A 14524-nucleotide genomic window follows, 5' to 3' on the forward strand; every position below is an offset into this window, starting at 1 on the left:
GCATGAATTCATCTCACCGTATCCCTACGGTTTCGGTCATCATACCGAACTGGAATTGCGCGCCCTGGCTGCCAGAAGCCATGGGTTCATTACTGCGTCAGTCATCGCCGCCGGAACAGATCATTGTTATCGACGATGGTTCCAGTGACAGCAGCGTAGCCTGGCTAACGGCGTTTGCGGCCCAGCATCCGCAGGTGATCCTGCTGAGCGGTGAGCGCGGCGGCGTCAGTGCCGCGCGTATGAAAGGGCTCTCTGTCGCAACCGGTGATTTTGTTTACTTCATGGATGCCGATGATTTTGTCTCCACCGATTTGTTCGCCGACTTCCGTCGCGTGCAGGCGCGCCATGAAGATATCGATCTGTTCTGCTTTGGCGCGAAAATGTTTTTTGATGTGCCTGCCGCGCAGCGCCACTATCAAACCATTCACCAGCGTCATGTCAGTGGATTGCTGGCCGGTGGCAGCACCAGTTTACGTACGCTGATGCAGCATCAGTCGGCGCATCGCGTCGTGTGGAGCAGCATCATTTCGCGTCGCTTGATTGATCAATTGGCGCTGCAGTTTCTGCCGATTCAAAACCATGAAGATGCGCCTTACATGTTTGCGCTCTATCTGCAGGCGCGTAACATTTATTGCACCAGCCAAAGCTACTACTACAAACGCTTTATGCTGACGTCGCTGTCGCAAAGCACGCGCGATTTTTCCTATGTGAAAAATTACTTTATTGCGCGTGAAAGCAGCGAACAGTTCCTGCGCGATCGGCAACTGCCGGTGGATGCGGCGTTGCTGGATAGCTATTACCAAACGGTGATGCACAGCTGCCTGGCGCAGATGCGCAAAAATCACATGGTGATCCCAACGGATTGGCAACCGCAGGTGAATCAGCTGGTGCGCAATGTGTTGCAGCATAGCGCGCGTCTGAAGCTAATGTGGTATTGCCCGACGATTTACAGTGGCTTGCAGGCGTGTCGCGAACAGCTTGGCCGCTATTCTGCACGACGCTGATAACGATCAAATTGTGATGCAGTAGAACAATTTACTTTTGCGCCAGCGCACCTTACCATTCTGGCGCACATTTTCCCGTGCACCCCGACTTCCCTGGTTTCCGTCATTGAGGAGAGTGCATGTTATATCCTATCGTCCGGCCAGCGCTGTTTAAGCTTGATCCTGAGCGTGCGCACGAACTCACCTTTCAACAACTGCGTTTTATTAGCGGCACCCCGCTGGAAGGGCTGATTCGCCAGTCGCTGCCATCACGTCCGGTAACCTGCATGGGATTAACCTTCCCGAACGCGCTCGGCTTAGCGGCCGGTCTCGATAAGAATGCCGAGTGCATTGATGCCTTCGGCGCGATGGGCTTTGGTTTTGTCGAAGTGGGAACGGTAACGCCGCTGGCGCAACCGGGAAATGATAAACCGCGTATGTTCCGCTTAGTGCCTGCCGAAGGGATTATTAACCGCATGGGGTTTAATAATCTCGGCGTTGATCATCTGATTGCCAACGTTAAAAAGTCGCGCTTTAAGGGCATTCTCGGCATCAATATTGGCAAAAATAAAGATACGCCGGTCGAGAAAGGCAAAGACGATTATCTGATCTGCATGGAAAAGGTATATGCCCACGCCGGTTATATCGCCATCAATATTTCGTCACCCAACACGCCAGGATTACGCACGCTGCAATATGGCGAAGCGCTGGACGATCTTCTTTCTGCCATCAAATTAAAACAGCAAGAACTACAACAAAGGCACCTTAAATATGTGCCGGTGGCGGTAAAGATCGCGCCGGATCTGACTGAAGAAGAATTGATCCAGGTTGCCGACAGTTTGGTGCGCCACAATATTGATGGTGTGATTGCCACCAATACCACGCTTGATCGTTCGCTGGTGACCGGCCTTAAATATGCCGAAGAAATGGGCGGATTAAGTGGTCGTCCGGTGCAGTCACGCAGCACCGAAGTGATTCGCCGCCTGGCGCAAGAGCTGCAGGGCCGCTTACCTATTATCGGCGTCGGTGGTATTGATTCGCTGGTTTCTGCGCGTGAGAAAATTACCGCGGGTGCAACATTAGTGCAGATATACTCTGGATTTATTTATAAAGGCCCAAGCTTAATTAAAGATATCGTGACCCACCTCTAAGACATTTCCCACTTTACTGCGCCGAGGGGTTTATTTATCCCTTCGGCTCGTTTATATTTTGTCCTGCTGATGCATTTTTCAGCTTTTTCTCAGATTTATTATTTTAATTAAGCGCCGTTTAGCGCAGCGATAAACCACAGGGCAGATCATGAAAATCAAACCTGATGACAACTGGCGTTGGTATTTCGACGCTGATCATGACCGCATGATGCTGGATTTAGCCGACGGCATGTTATTTCGCTCGCGCTTCTCGCGCAAAATGCTGACGCCTGATGCCTTTAATGTCAGCGGTTTTTGCGTTGATGACGCCGCGCTCTATTTTAGCTTTGAAGAACGTTGCCGTCAGAGTGGATTAAAAGGCGATCAGCGTGCGGAATTAGTGTTAAACGCGCTAGTGGCCAGTCGTTTTCTCAAACCCCTGATGCCAAAAAGCTGGCACTTCACCAATCATGCGCACAGCTGGCAGCCCGCTGCGGGCGATATGGTGGCGGTGACGCTGGCTGATAGCGGCGAACAGGCACAACTGTTTGTGGTTGAAAGCGGTGAAAATGCTGCGCTGTGTTTATTAGCGCAAAACGCGCTAACCGTGGCGGGTAAAGGTATGCAGTTGGGTGATGCGATAAAGATCATGAACGATCGTCTGCGTCCGCAGCAGCAGGAACAAACCGCCCACTTTGCGCGGGCGGTGTAATCGGCTTACGCCAGTTCGATATCGCCTGCCGGAATGCAGCTGCAGCTTAAGATGGTACCATCGGCGCGCACCGCGCTTTTCTTCAGTGCTTTCACTTCACCCGCCACCAACGTCACTTTGCAGCTGCCACAAATCCCGGCACGGCACGAGTAGGGAATGCGGAAACCCTGCATTTCCAACTGTTCCAGCAGCACTTGCTGATTGTCGCCGCTAAAGCTCGTCCCCTGATAATCGATGCTCACCGCGCTGTGGCTGCTAGCGGCTGGCGCCAGCGTTTCGACCACGGCGCCCGCACCGTAAGCGCGTGGGGTTTGCTTCTCGAGAATGGTCACCGCATCGCCGACGCGAATAATGCCGCTATTAAGGGCGATCAAATTCAGGCCGAAATCGATATCGCCGCTGCCATCCTGCGCGCTGCGAAAACCCTGCAAGGTCGAGAGCGGTTCGCCATCAGGATGCTTACGGCCGCTTTCGGTACCGACGGTGGTAAACACGCAGCGGCTGCACGGTTTCGGCATCTCAAAGGTGATCTCGCCAATTTGCAGGCGTTTCCAGCTATCTTCTTCCCAGGCGGCCGCGCCGCTCACCACCAAATTGGGACGGAACTGCTCAACGCGCACGCTGGCTGGACAGCGCTGCTGCAGATCCTGCAACGAGGCCATATTCACTAACAGGTAAGGAAAACCGTCGGCGAAACTCAGTGGCACATGATCAAAACGCTTCACGCGGCGCGTCGGTTGCACGCCGGTCCAGCGCAGCTGCACCGGACGCGGGAAGAAGGTGCTTAACCAGCTGTTGATCGCGTCAGGTGCAACGCACGCGGTGAAATGGTTGCCCCAGACTTCGGTGGGTGACTGCTCAGCGGTGAAATCAGCGAAGCGGATCAGCGCCTGCGAACCATCCGCTGCCTGCAGAAACAGCCCGTCCGGCAGCAGCGCCGGGGTAAAGCGCACCATTTCCGGAAACTGGCGGGCGGTCACGAACGTGCCGTCCCGTTCGGTCACCATAAAGATGCGATCAAAGCCCAGACCGCTTTCCAGCACCTGCGCATGTGACAGTTGCAGACCGCGCATAGATTTAACGGGATGGATGTAAAGGCGTGAAAGCGTAATCATCACCACTCCAAAAAAGGGGTCATAAGTTTTAAAGAAGCTAACTTTATGACATAGCACGCTGATTCGCTATAATGCGCAGCAATTTAAGCAAGAGTAAAAAGTGACGATATGAATTCTCTGTTTGCCAGTACGGCGCGTGGGCTCGAAGAGCTGTTGAAAAGTGAGCTAGACGCGCTGGGTGCGCAGGATTTGCAGGTGGTGCAGGGCGGCGTCCACTTCCAGGCCGACGACCATGTAATGTACCAAAGCCTGCTGTGGAGCCGTCTGGCTTCGCGCATTTTGCTGCCGCTGGGAGAATTTGGCGTCTGGAGCGATCTCGATCTTTACGTGGGTGCGCAAAGTATCCCGTGGACCGAGATGTTCGACAGCAACACCAGTTTTGCCATCCATTTTAGCGGCACTAACGAGGTGATCCGTAACAGCCAGTTCGGTGCGCTGCGCATTAAAGATGCCATCGTCGATAGTTTTACCCGCCAGAATCTGGAGCGCCCGAACGTTGATCGTGAACAACCGGGCATCCGCATCAATGCGTGGCTCAACAAAGATCGCGTCAGCATCGCGCTGGATCTAAGCGGTGATTCACTGCATCAGCGCGGCTATCGCCAGCAAACCGGCGCAGCGCCGCTAAAAGAAACCTTAGCGGCAGCCATCGTGATGCGTTCCGGTTGGCAGAGCAGCACGCCGCTGGTCGATCCGATGTGTGGTTCCGGTACGCTGCTGCTGGAAGCGGCGTTGATCGCCTGCGATCGCGCGCCTGGCCTGCTGCGTACCCATTGGGGCTTCAATCGCTGGAAGAAACATAATCAGGCAGCGTGGCAGGAAGTTCATGCTGTCGCGAAAGAGCGCGCGCGCGTGGGTACCGCCGCTGCGACCGCCCGTTTCTTTGGCTACGATAATGACAGCCGTGTGCTGGAATCAGCGCGCGCCAACGCCCGTCGTGCAGGCGTGTTCGAGCTGTTCACCTTTGCGCAGCAGGATGTGATTAAGCTGAAGAATCCGCTGGCGGGCAAAGAGATTACCGGCACGGTATTGAGCAACCCGCCGTACGGTGAGCGTCTGGAAAGCGAACCGGCGCTGATTGCGCTGCACAGCCAGCTGGGCCGCATCATGAAGCAGCACTTCGGCGGCTGGAATCTGTCGCTGTTCAGCGCTTCGCCAGAGCTGCTGAGCTGCTTGCAACTGCGTGCCGATCGTCAGTTTAAAGCCAAAAACGGCCCGCTGGAGTGCGTGCAGAAAAACTATCAGCTGGCTGCAACCAGTGCAGAAGGCGGCGCGCAGATCGCCGAAGATTTTGCTAACCGTCTGCGCAAGAACCTGAAGAAGCTGGATAAATGGGCGCGTCAGTCGAATATCGATTGTTATCGTCTGTATGACGCCGATCTGCCTGAGTACAACGTAGCGGTCGATCGTTACGCTGATTGGGTGGTGATTCAGGAGTATGCGCCGCCGAAAACCGTGGACGCCAACAAAGCGCGTCAGCGTCTGTTCGATGTGATCAGCGCTACGCTGAGCGTGCTGGAGATCCCGGCCAATCGTCTGGTAATGAAGACCCGCGAACGCCAGAAAGGCAAAAGCCAGTATCAAAAGCTGGGTGAGAAGGGCGATTTCTTCGAAGTGCAGGAATTTGATGCGCGCCTGCTGGTGAATCTCACCGATTATCTGGATACTGGTTTGTTCCTCGATCACCGTATAGCGCGCCAGATGCTGGGCAAAATGAGCGCAGGCAAAGATTTCCTCAATCTGTTTGCGTACACCGGTACCGCCAGCGTACATGCCGGTTTAGGTGGCGCAAAAACCACCACCACCGTGGATATGTCGCGTACTTATCTGGAGTGGGCCGAGCGCAACCTGCGCCTTAACGGTTTAACCGGCCGTAATCATCGCCTGATGCACGCCGATTGCCTGAGCTGGTTGCGTGAGAGTGACGAACAGTTCGATTTGATCTTTATCGATCCGCCGACGTTTTCTAACTCTAAGCGCATGGAAGACGATTTCGACGTGCAGCGCGATCACATGATGCTGATGCAGAACCTGAAACGTTTGCTGCGTCGCGGTGGCACCATTATGTTCTCCAACAACAAGCGCGGCTTCAAAATGGATCTCGACGGCTTAGAACGTCTGGGTCTGCAGGCGCAGGAAATTACCCAAAAAACGCTGTCGCAGGATTTCGCGCGCAACCGTCAAATTCACAACTGCTGGCTGGTTAGCCACGCCGGTAAGGAATAAGTTTTATGTCACTGATCAGTATCCATGGCGCTTACCTCTCGTTCAGCGATGCGCCGCTGTTGGATAACACCGAACTGCATATCGAAGAGGGCGAACGCGTCTGTCTGGTTGGCCGTAACGGCGCCGGTAAATCGACGCTGATGAAAATCATCAACGGCGAACAGCCGCTGGATGACGGCCGCATCATTTATGAGCAGGATTTGGTGGTGGCGCGTCTGCAACAGGATCCGCCACGCAACATTACCGGTTCTGTTTATGACTTCGTTGCCGAAGGCGTGGCCGAGCAGGCGGAGCATCTCAAGGCTTATCACGCGATTTCCCATCTGGTGATGGAAGATCCGAGCGAGAAGAACCTGAACGAGATGGGTCGTTTGCAAACCATCCTTGACCATCAGAATCTGTGGCAGCTGGATAGCCGCATCAACGACGTGCTGCAGCAGATTGGTCTGGATGCGGATACCGAGTTGTCTTCGCTGTCTGGCGGCTGGCTGCGTAAAGCGGCGTTGGGCCGCGCGCTGGTGAGCAACCCGCGCGTACTGATGCTCGACGAACCGACCAACCACCTTGATATCGAAACCATTGATTGGCTGGAAACGTTCCTCAAGACATTCACCGGCAGCATCATCTTCATTTCGCATGACCGTTCGTTTATTCGCAACATGGCGACGCGCATTGTCGATCTTGATCGCGGCAAGCTGGTTTCCTGGCCGGGCAACTACGATCTGTTCCTGATCGGCAAAGAAGAAGCGCTGCGTGTCGAAGAGATGCAGAACGCCGAGTTTGACCGCAAGCTGGCGCAGGAAGAAGTGTGGATCCGTCAGGGCATCAAAGCGCGCCGCACGCGTAACGAAGGCCGTGTACGTGCCTTGAAAGCGCTGCGTAACGAGCGCTCTGCACGTCGTGAAGTGATGGGCAAAGCCAATATGCAAGTCGGCGAAGCGGCACGTTCAGGCAAAATCGTGTTTGAGATGGAAGATGTCAATTACAGCGTGGGTGGCAAAACCCTGGTGAAAGACTTCTCTACTCAGGTGCAGCGCGGCGACAAAATCGCCCTGATTGGCCCGAACGGTTGTGGTAAAACCACCTTGCTGCGTCTGATGCTGGATCAGCTGAAAGCCGACAGCGGCCGCGTGCATTGCGGTACCAAGCTGGAAATCGCTTACTTCGATCAGCACCGCGCTGAGCTGGATCCGGATCGTACCGTGATGGATAACCTCGCTGAAGGTAAGCAGGAAGTGATGGTTAACGGCAAACCGCGCCACGTGCTCGGTTACCTGCAGGACTTCCTGTTCCATCCGAAACGCGCCATGACGCCGGTGCGCGCCTTGTCCGGCGGTGAGCGAAACCGCCTGCTGCTGGCGCGTCTGTTCCTCAAGCCAAGCAACCTGCTGATTCTTGATGAACCGACCAACGACCTCGACGTCGAAACGCTGGAATTGCTGGAAGAGCTGGTGGATGGTTATCAGGGCACCGTGATGCTGGTGAGCCACGACCGTCAATTCGTCGACAACACCGTGACCGAGTGCTGGATCTTTGAAGGCAACGGCGAAATCGGCACCTTTGTCGGTGGCTATCACGATGCTCAGCAGCAGCGCGCAGCCTATAAGCAGGGCAAAGCCTCGCAGGCTAAACCGGCTACACCGGTGAAAACCGCTGAGAAAAGTGACGCCGCCAAACGTCCGGCCAACAAGCTAAGCTATAACCTGGCACGTGAGCTGGAACAGCTGCCACAAAAACTGGAGCAGTTGGAAACCCGCATCGGTGAGTTGCAGGCTAAAATGAGTCATCCAGATTTCTTCAGCCAGCCACACGATAAAACCCAGCCGGTTCTGGATGCGTTAGCGCAAACCGAGCAGGAGCTGGAAGTGGCGTTCGAACGCTGGGAAGAGCTGGAAGCACTGAAAAACGGCGCGTAATCGGAAGGAGTCAGCATGTGTGCAGCGGATCAAGCGCATCAGTGGAGTCTTTGTCCACAGTGTGATTTAACAGTAAAGCTGCCCGCTGTACCGGTTGGCAGCCGTGCGCGTTGCCCGCGTTGTCACACCACGCTGCAAGCCAACTGGCAGGAGCCGCGTCGACGTCCGACCGGCTACGCCTTTTCGGCCCTGTTCATGCTGGTGCTGGCCAATCTGTTTCCTTTCATCAATATGCACGTCGCGGGATTGAGCAGCCAGATATCGCTGCTCGAAATTCCCCAGGTGATGGATCGCGAAGATTACCGCAGCCTGGCAACGCTGTTTCTGCTGTTTGTGCAGGGCATTCCTGCCTTCTGCATGATCACCATTATTCTGCTGGTCAATAACGTCCGCATGCCGCACAACCTGCGGCTTGGGTTGGCGCGCGTGCTGTTTCAGCTGCGTAGCTGGGGCATGGCGGAAATTTTTATGGCTGGCGTGCTGGTCAGTTTCGTTAAGCTGATGGCGTATGGTGAGATTGGCCTCGGCAGCAGTTTTTGGCCGTGGTGTCTGTTCTGCGTGTTGCAATTGCGCGCTTTTCAATGTGTTGATCGCCGTTGGGTGTGGCACCGCATCAATCCGTTACCGCCGCTGCCGAAAACGCCGCTGGCCGGTGTTAGCGGCCTGAAGCAAGGTTTGCGTAGCTGTCCGTGTTGTACCGCGATTCTGCCCGCTGACCAACTGGCGTGCCCGCGTTGTGGTGTGAAGGCGCATGCGCGCCGCAAGCACAGTTTGCAATGGACGCTGGCGCTGCTGATCACCTCGGTGATGCTCTATATTCCCTCAAATATCATGCCGATCATGGTGACCGAAACGCTCGGTTCGCAATATCCTTCGAACATTATGGCCGGAGTAATTTTGCTATGGAGCGACGGTTCGTGGCCGGTGGCGCTGGTGATCTTCATCGCCAGTATCATGGTGCCTTCGCTGAAAATGCTGGCGATTGCCTGGCTGTGCTGGCACGGCAGCGGACGCGGTGGGCGCGATGATGAAAAGATGCACGTGGTTTATGAGGTGGTTGAATTCGTTGGCCGTTGGTCAATGATTGATGTGTTTGTAATCGCCGTTCTCTCTGCGCTGGTGCGGATGGGTCGGCTGATGAGCGTGTATCCTGCGCCAGGCGCGCTGTTGTTTGCCATGGTGGTCATCCTCACCATGTTTGCCGCAATGACCTTTGATCCGCGCCTGCTGTGGGATCGACAACGAGAAACTGAACGTAAGGAGCCGCGTCTTGACGGACAACCATCACGGGACTGCTAAGGTCGACCAGATTAAACGCTGGTCGCCGGTCTGGATTGTACCTATTGTCACGCTGTTAATCGGCGGATGGATTCTTTTTTATCACTTCAGCCATCAGGGCCCGGAAGTGACGCTGATTACCGAAAATGCGGAAGGCATCGAAGCCGGTAAAACCACCATTAAGAGCCGCAGCGTCAACGTCGGTGTGGTGGAAAGCGCGGTTCTGACCGACGATTTGCACCATGTAGAGATTAAAGCGCGTCTTAATTCGGGCATGGAAAAGTTGCTACAGGGCGACAGCGCATTTTGGGTGGTGAAACCGCAAATTGGTCGCGAAGGCATTACCGGATTGGGCACACTGCTTTCCGGTGCCTATATCGAGCTGCAGCCGGGCGCGAAGGGCGATAAGCCGGAACGTTATCAACTGCTGGATGCACCGCCGCTGGCGCCGCCGGATGCCAAAGGCATTCGCATAACACTCGACAGCAAAAAAGCCGGTCAGCTTAATGCGGGCGATCCGGTGCTGTTCCGCGGTTATCGTGTAGGTTCAGTGGAAACCAGCAACTTTGATACCGATAAACGCATGATGACTTATCAGCTGTTTATCTCGGCGCCTTACGATCGCCTGATCACCACCAACGTGCGTTTCTGGAAAGACAGCGGTATTGCCGTCGATATGTCTGCATCAGGCATGCGCGTAGAGATGGGATCGCTCACTACGCTATTCAGCGGCGGCGTCAGCTTTGATGTGCCGGACGGCGCTGAGCTGGGCCGGGCGGCGGAGAACAAGGCGGAATACCATCTGTACGACGATCAGCGCAGCATCCAGGATTCGCTCTACAGCGCTCATACCGATTTCCTGCTGTTCTTCACCGATTCGATTCGCGGCTTGCAGGTTGGCGCACCGGTTGAGTTCCGCGGCATTCGTTTGGGTACGGTGTCACAAGTACCTTATATGATTCCGGGCGTGAATCAGGCGCTGAATACTGATTATCGTGTGCCGGTGCTGATTCGCATTGAGCCGGATCGGTTTGTTAATCGCCTGGGCGGAGATTTCAATCTTGAGCAGCATCTGCAGGATGGCAAAAAACGCGGTCTGCGTGCGACGCTGAAAACCGGCAACCTGCTGTCTGGCGCGCTATTTATCGACCTCGATTTCTACGATAACGCACCGGCGTATCAAGGCCCGAATCAGGTGGCTGGCCTGGAAGTGATTCCAACCGTCAGCGGCGGCCTGGCGCAGATTCAGCAGAAACTGATGGCGGCGCTGGATAAGATCAACGGCTTGCCACTTAATCCAGTGCTGAATGAAGCCACAGGTACCTTGAAAGAGAGCCAGCGCACCCTGCAGCGGCTGCAGAAAACGCTGGATAACCTTAATCAGGTCACGGCGAATCCGGCGATGAAAACCCTGCCTTCAGACATGCAGCAAACCCTGCGCGAACTGAACCGCAGCATGAAAGGGCTGCAGCCAGGTTCACCGGCTTACAGCAAGCTGGTGGGCGATATGCAGCGGCTTGATCAGGTATTGCGAGAACTGCAGCCAGTGCTGAAAACGCTGAACAGCAAAAGTAACGCGCTGGTGTTTGAGGCCAAGCCGGGCCAGGATCCACAGCCAAAGAGGGCGAAACAGTGAAAAAAGGGCTAATTATCGGGGCGCTGTTGCTGCTGGCAGGCTGCAGCAGCACCATTGAAAATACCTATTATCAGCTGCCTGCGGGCAGCAATGTGGCGCGCGTTGAAAGTGCCGCGGGCACTGGCCAACCGATGATTTGGGTTGAGCAAGTGACGGTACCGGATTACATGGCGGGCAACGGCCTGGTCTATCAGACCAGCGATGTGAAGTACGTGATTGCAGCCAATAACCTGTGGGCCAGTCCGCTCGATCAACAGTTGCAGCAAACGTTGATCAGAAATCTCAGTAAAGCGCTGCCTGGCCGCCTGGTTGCCGGTGCGCCGCTGGGCGATACGCACGATACGCTGTCGGTAAACGTTACCGGTTTCCAGGGACGCTACGATGGACAAGTGGTGGTGAGTGGCGAATGGTTACTGCAGCATCAAGGACGCCTAATCAAACATGGCTTTAATCTGACGCTGCCGCAAACAGAAGATGGCTATGATGCGCTGGTACGTACTCTGGCTCTCGGCTGGCAGCAAACCGCCCAACAAATCGCAAATAGTGTGGTTTCGCTAAATTAAGATTTGTTCGATGCTTATGCTAAGTCCTTGATTTACTGTAGTGTGATCGCAGTCAAATCAGGGGCTTTTTTTATTGCCTAATCAGCCAGATAGACAATCAACTGACAATTCTACATGGCACTTTAACGTCAAATACATGACATTGGCGTGAATTTTGCGCATTGACCTTTCTTCGGCATCGGGTTAGAACATTACTGTGGTTGAACATTATATCGCCACTCTTTCTTTCCACCCAGATTCCACCAGACCTGAAATGAGGGAAACGAGGCATGAAGAGACAGAAGAGAGACCGCCTGGAACGAGCACATTCACGAGGCTACCAAGCCGGTATTACGGGCCGCTCGAAAGAGATATGCCCTTATCAATTGATCGATGCACGGTCTCACTGGTTGGGAGGTTGGCGTCAAGCCATGGAGGACAGGTCAGCGGTGGCCTAGCACTGCTGGATGTCTAACATTATGGAAGAAACCTCCGCTGCGTGCGGAGGTTTTCATTTGGAAGGATTAGAAAGCTGAAGTGTCTTTGAACAGACCCACTTTCAAATCGGTCGCAGAGTAAATCAGGTTCCCGTCAACGAAGACTTCGCCATCTGCCACGCCCATCACCAGTTTACGGTTAATCACACGTTTGAAGTGAATTTTATAGGTCACTTTTTTGGCGGTAGGCAGGACTTGTCCAGTGAACTTCACTTCACCCACGCCCAACGCGCGGCCTTTACCTTCTGCGCCCAGCCAGCCGAGGTAGAAACCTACCAGCTGCCACATCGCATCGAGGCCGAGGCAACCCGGCATTACCGGATCGCCAATGAAGTGGCAGTCAAAGAACCACAGGTCAGGGCGGATATCCAGTTCGGCTTCGACGAAACCTTTATCGAATTTACCGCCGTCTTCGGTCATTTTGACCACGCGGTCCATCATCAACATGTTGTTGGATGGAAGCGGCGGTCCATTTTCGCCAAACAGTTCGCCGCGACCCGAGGCAATCAGGTCTTCTTTACTATAGGATTCGCGTTTATCTACCATGTTCTCAATATGCCTTCTTTTAGTGAAGCCCGAATATTAGCGAACAGTTGTACGCTGAGCAATGTTATCAGCTGTGGTTGAACCAGTTGAGCCAACGTAGTGGCCACGGACGCAGGCGAGCTTCCTGCTGGTTCAGCTGGGTAATACGTTCCTGAATGGTGCTAAGCAGAGATTCGCCGCTTTCACTCTGCCAGGCAATGCCGGTCAGCAGCGGCAACGCTTCATCTACGCTCTCAATGGCCCAAAGATGGAATTGTCCGGCCTTAACCGCTTCCACAACATCCTGATTCAGACTGAGATGGCGCGCGTTACTGGCAGGGAAAATGACACCTTGCTTGCCGGTCAATTCACGTGAATGACAGATTTGGAAGAAGCCTTCAATTTTTTCGTTCAGGCCGCCGACGGGCTGCACGTTACCAAACTGATCAACTGAGCCGGTCACCGCAATCTGCTGGTTAACCGGCTGATTAGCCAGCGCACTGATTAACGCACAGAGCTCGGCCAGCGAGGCGCTGTCGCCATCCACTTCGGAATAGGATTGTTCAAACACCAGTGAAGCGGAGAAGGGCAGCTGTTGCTCTAGCTCCAGCTCGGCAATCAGGTAGGCTTGCATAATCATCATGCCTTTCGCATGGATGTTGCCACCTAATTCGGCTTTGCGCTCCACATCGGTGAACTCGCCATCGCCCGGATGTACCACACAGGTAATGCGCGAAGGTTCTCCCCACGGACGCGGATGGCCTGGGAACTCAACCACCGAAAGGCCGTTGATTTGCCCAACCACTTCGCCTTCGGTTTCAATCATGATCTGATTAAGCAGGATTTCATCACGCATGCGATCGGCGAGGAAGCCTTCACGCCATTGGCGCGCTTCCAGCGCTTCTTTCAACGCTTCGCCATTGATGCTGTCGCCATGCAGCGCCGCTTCTTGCAGCTGGCGACGCAGCCAGCGCGGGCAAAGCGGCAACGTGTCTTGATCACCGGTCATGCGTGCTGCTTCGGTGATCAACAATGGCCAGAAATCGGCTTCAGGCTGCGCTAATCCGGCTTGTTCGGCTTGCGTTAGCGTCCACTGGCACCATGACGTCATGTCATCTTCGTCGAGAATTTGTAAGCTCTCTTCGAATTCGCTATACAGCGCCATCTCATGAACTTCGACGTCCATTTCCTGAAAGGCGGCCAGTGCATCACGGTCGCCACACAGTACCAGACGCAGTTGCAACGGTAGCGGGGGAATGGCAACGGGCAATGGTTGACGCTCATCCTGTGAATACCAATCGAAGCGACCTTGCTCAATACACTTACGCAAACGCAGCCACAGCAGCGGCTGTGCCAGTAAAGTGTTGACCGCAAGAATCAACGTACCGCCATTGGCGCGATGCAGTAAGCCCGGTTCAGGCTGCACACGGTCTTTATATTGACGTACGCAACCGAACAACTGTTCAGCTTCAATCCAGTCGGCGAAATGCACGCCGCCCTGGCTGGTGAAGGGGCGATTGAAATCGGTTGGCGGTAGAAGACTGACGGTATCGCCCATCACATGATAGTCGCCACCGTAAAGAGGAATTTCATCCGGCTGGAAACGTTGCGCCGCTTCGGCGATGCAGGCCAGGTAATCGCTGTTTTCCTGACTGCGTAACAGCAGCAGCGGAAAACCCAGGGTTTGATGATGCAAATGCGCCAGCGCATTCAGCAGACGCGGCTGAACCGCGGCAAGACTATCGCAATCTTCCAGTGAGACGGTCGAGAAAATGGATTGGTAGCGGTCGCTATCCGGCTGCAGGGCTTGCCACGTAATTTGAGTGCTGGTCAAAATATTCGCATTAGTCTGATTTAGGAAAAGCGCGATTATACAGGAATCAACCTGGTTAATCACGGCGGAGTTCCGGCCCGGATTGTGACGGCTGCGACATGTTTTTCCTTGCTGCATCCAGGAAAAAAGC

General features: G+C 54.6%; 12 protein-coding genes. 9 read left to right on the forward strand and 3 right to left on the reverse strand.

Annotated features, from left to right (window positions below; translation table 11 throughout):
• The first annotated feature begins 2 nt into the window (after positions 1-2).
• The 3 genes from DEU53_RS01850 to DEU53_RS01860 all read left to right on the forward strand — a co-directional run bounded on the left by DEU53_RS01850 (position 3) and on the right by DEU53_RS01860 (position 2825).
• Positions 3-1004 (forward strand): glycosyltransferase, encoded by a 1002-nt coding sequence (locus DEU53_RS01850; protein WP_233501652.1) that lies wholly within the window; start codon positions 3-5, stop codon positions 1002-1004.
• A gap of 119 nt (positions 1005-1123) precedes the next feature.
• Positions 1124-2134, forward strand: coding sequence for a quinone-dependent dihydroorotate dehydrogenase (gene pyrD / locus DEU53_RS01855; protein WP_110865862.1), 1011 nt, complete (start codon positions 1124-1126; stop codon positions 2132-2134).
• 148 nt (positions 2135-2282) lie between these two features.
• A complete protein-coding gene (locus DEU53_RS01860) occupies positions 2283-2825 on the forward strand; it encodes a cell division protein ZapC (protein WP_101760931.1) in 543 nt (180 codons plus the stop codon).
• 5 nt (positions 2826-2830) lie between these two features.
• On the opposite strand, the gene DEU53_RS01865 is transcribed toward DEU53_RS01860, so the two are convergent.
• Entirely contained in the window at positions 2831-3940 is a 1110-nt protein-coding gene (locus DEU53_RS01865) for a YcbX family protein (protein WP_110865863.1), read from the reverse strand.
• A gap of 108 nt (positions 3941-4048) precedes the next feature.
• On the opposite strand from DEU53_RS01865, the gene rlmKL reads away from it, so the two are divergent.
• The 6 genes from rlmKL (at position 4049) to rmf (ending at position 11996) form a co-directional block, all read left to right on the forward strand.
• On the forward strand, positions 4049-6166 hold the full coding sequence (rlmKL, locus tag DEU53_RS01870) for a bifunctional 23S rRNA (guanine(2069)-N(7))-methyltransferase RlmK/23S rRNA (guanine(2445)-N(2))-methyltransferase RlmL (RefSeq protein ID WP_110865864.1): 2118 nt from the start codon (positions 4049-4051) through the stop codon (positions 6164-6166).
• A 5-nt stretch (positions 6167-6171) separates the two neighbouring features.
• Entirely contained in the window at positions 6172-8082 is a 1911-nt protein-coding gene (locus DEU53_RS01875; protein WP_110865865.1) for an ABC transporter ATP-binding protein, read from the forward strand.
• Between the two features lie 15 nt (positions 8083-8097).
• Complete coding sequence (pqiA, locus tag DEU53_RS01880) at positions 8098-9381, forward strand: membrane integrity-associated transporter subunit PqiA (protein ID WP_110865866.1); 1284 nt, start codon at positions 8098-8100, stop codon at positions 9379-9381.
• The gene (pqiB, locus tag DEU53_RS01885) at positions 9353-10996 is read left to right on the forward strand and encodes an intermembrane transport protein PqiB (protein WP_101760926.1); all 1644 of its coding nucleotides are present in this window, start codon (positions 9353-9355) and stop codon (positions 10994-10996) included. The genes pqiA and pqiB overlap by 29 nt, the downstream gene beginning before the upstream one ends.
• Positions 10993-11559, forward strand: a complete 567-nt coding sequence (pqiC, locus tag DEU53_RS01890; RefSeq protein WP_110865867.1) for a membrane integrity-associated transporter subunit PqiC — start codon at positions 10993-10995, stop codon at positions 11557-11559. The genes pqiB and pqiC overlap by 4 nt, the downstream gene beginning before the upstream one ends.
• Before the next feature lie 269 nt (positions 11560-11828).
• Entirely contained in the window at positions 11829-11996 is a 168-nt protein-coding gene (gene rmf, locus DEU53_RS01895; RefSeq protein WP_071531634.1) for a ribosome modulation factor, read from the forward strand.
• Positions 11997-12062: 66 nt separating this feature from the next.
• On the opposite strand, the gene fabA is transcribed toward rmf, so the two are convergent.
• Both fabA and DEU53_RS01905 read right to left on the reverse strand, forming a co-directional pair.
• The gene (gene fabA, locus DEU53_RS01900) at positions 12063-12581 is read right to left on the reverse strand and encodes a bifunctional 3-hydroxydecanoyl-ACP dehydratase/trans-2-decenoyl-ACP isomerase (RefSeq protein WP_101760924.1); all 519 of its coding nucleotides are present in this window, start codon (positions 12579-12581) and stop codon (positions 12063-12065) included.
• Between the two features lie 67 nt (positions 12582-12648).
• Positions 12649-14511, reverse strand: coding sequence for a Lon protease family protein (locus DEU53_RS01905; protein WP_110865868.1), 1863 nt, complete (start codon positions 14509-14511; stop codon positions 12649-12651).
• Positions 14512-14524 lie beyond the last annotated feature (13 nt).

This window comes from Pantoea sp. AG1095 (assembly GCF_003208415.1).
In the GTDB taxonomy this organism is placed as follows: Bacteria; Pseudomonadota; Gammaproteobacteria; order Enterobacterales; family Enterobacteriaceae; genus Pantoea; species Pantoea leporis.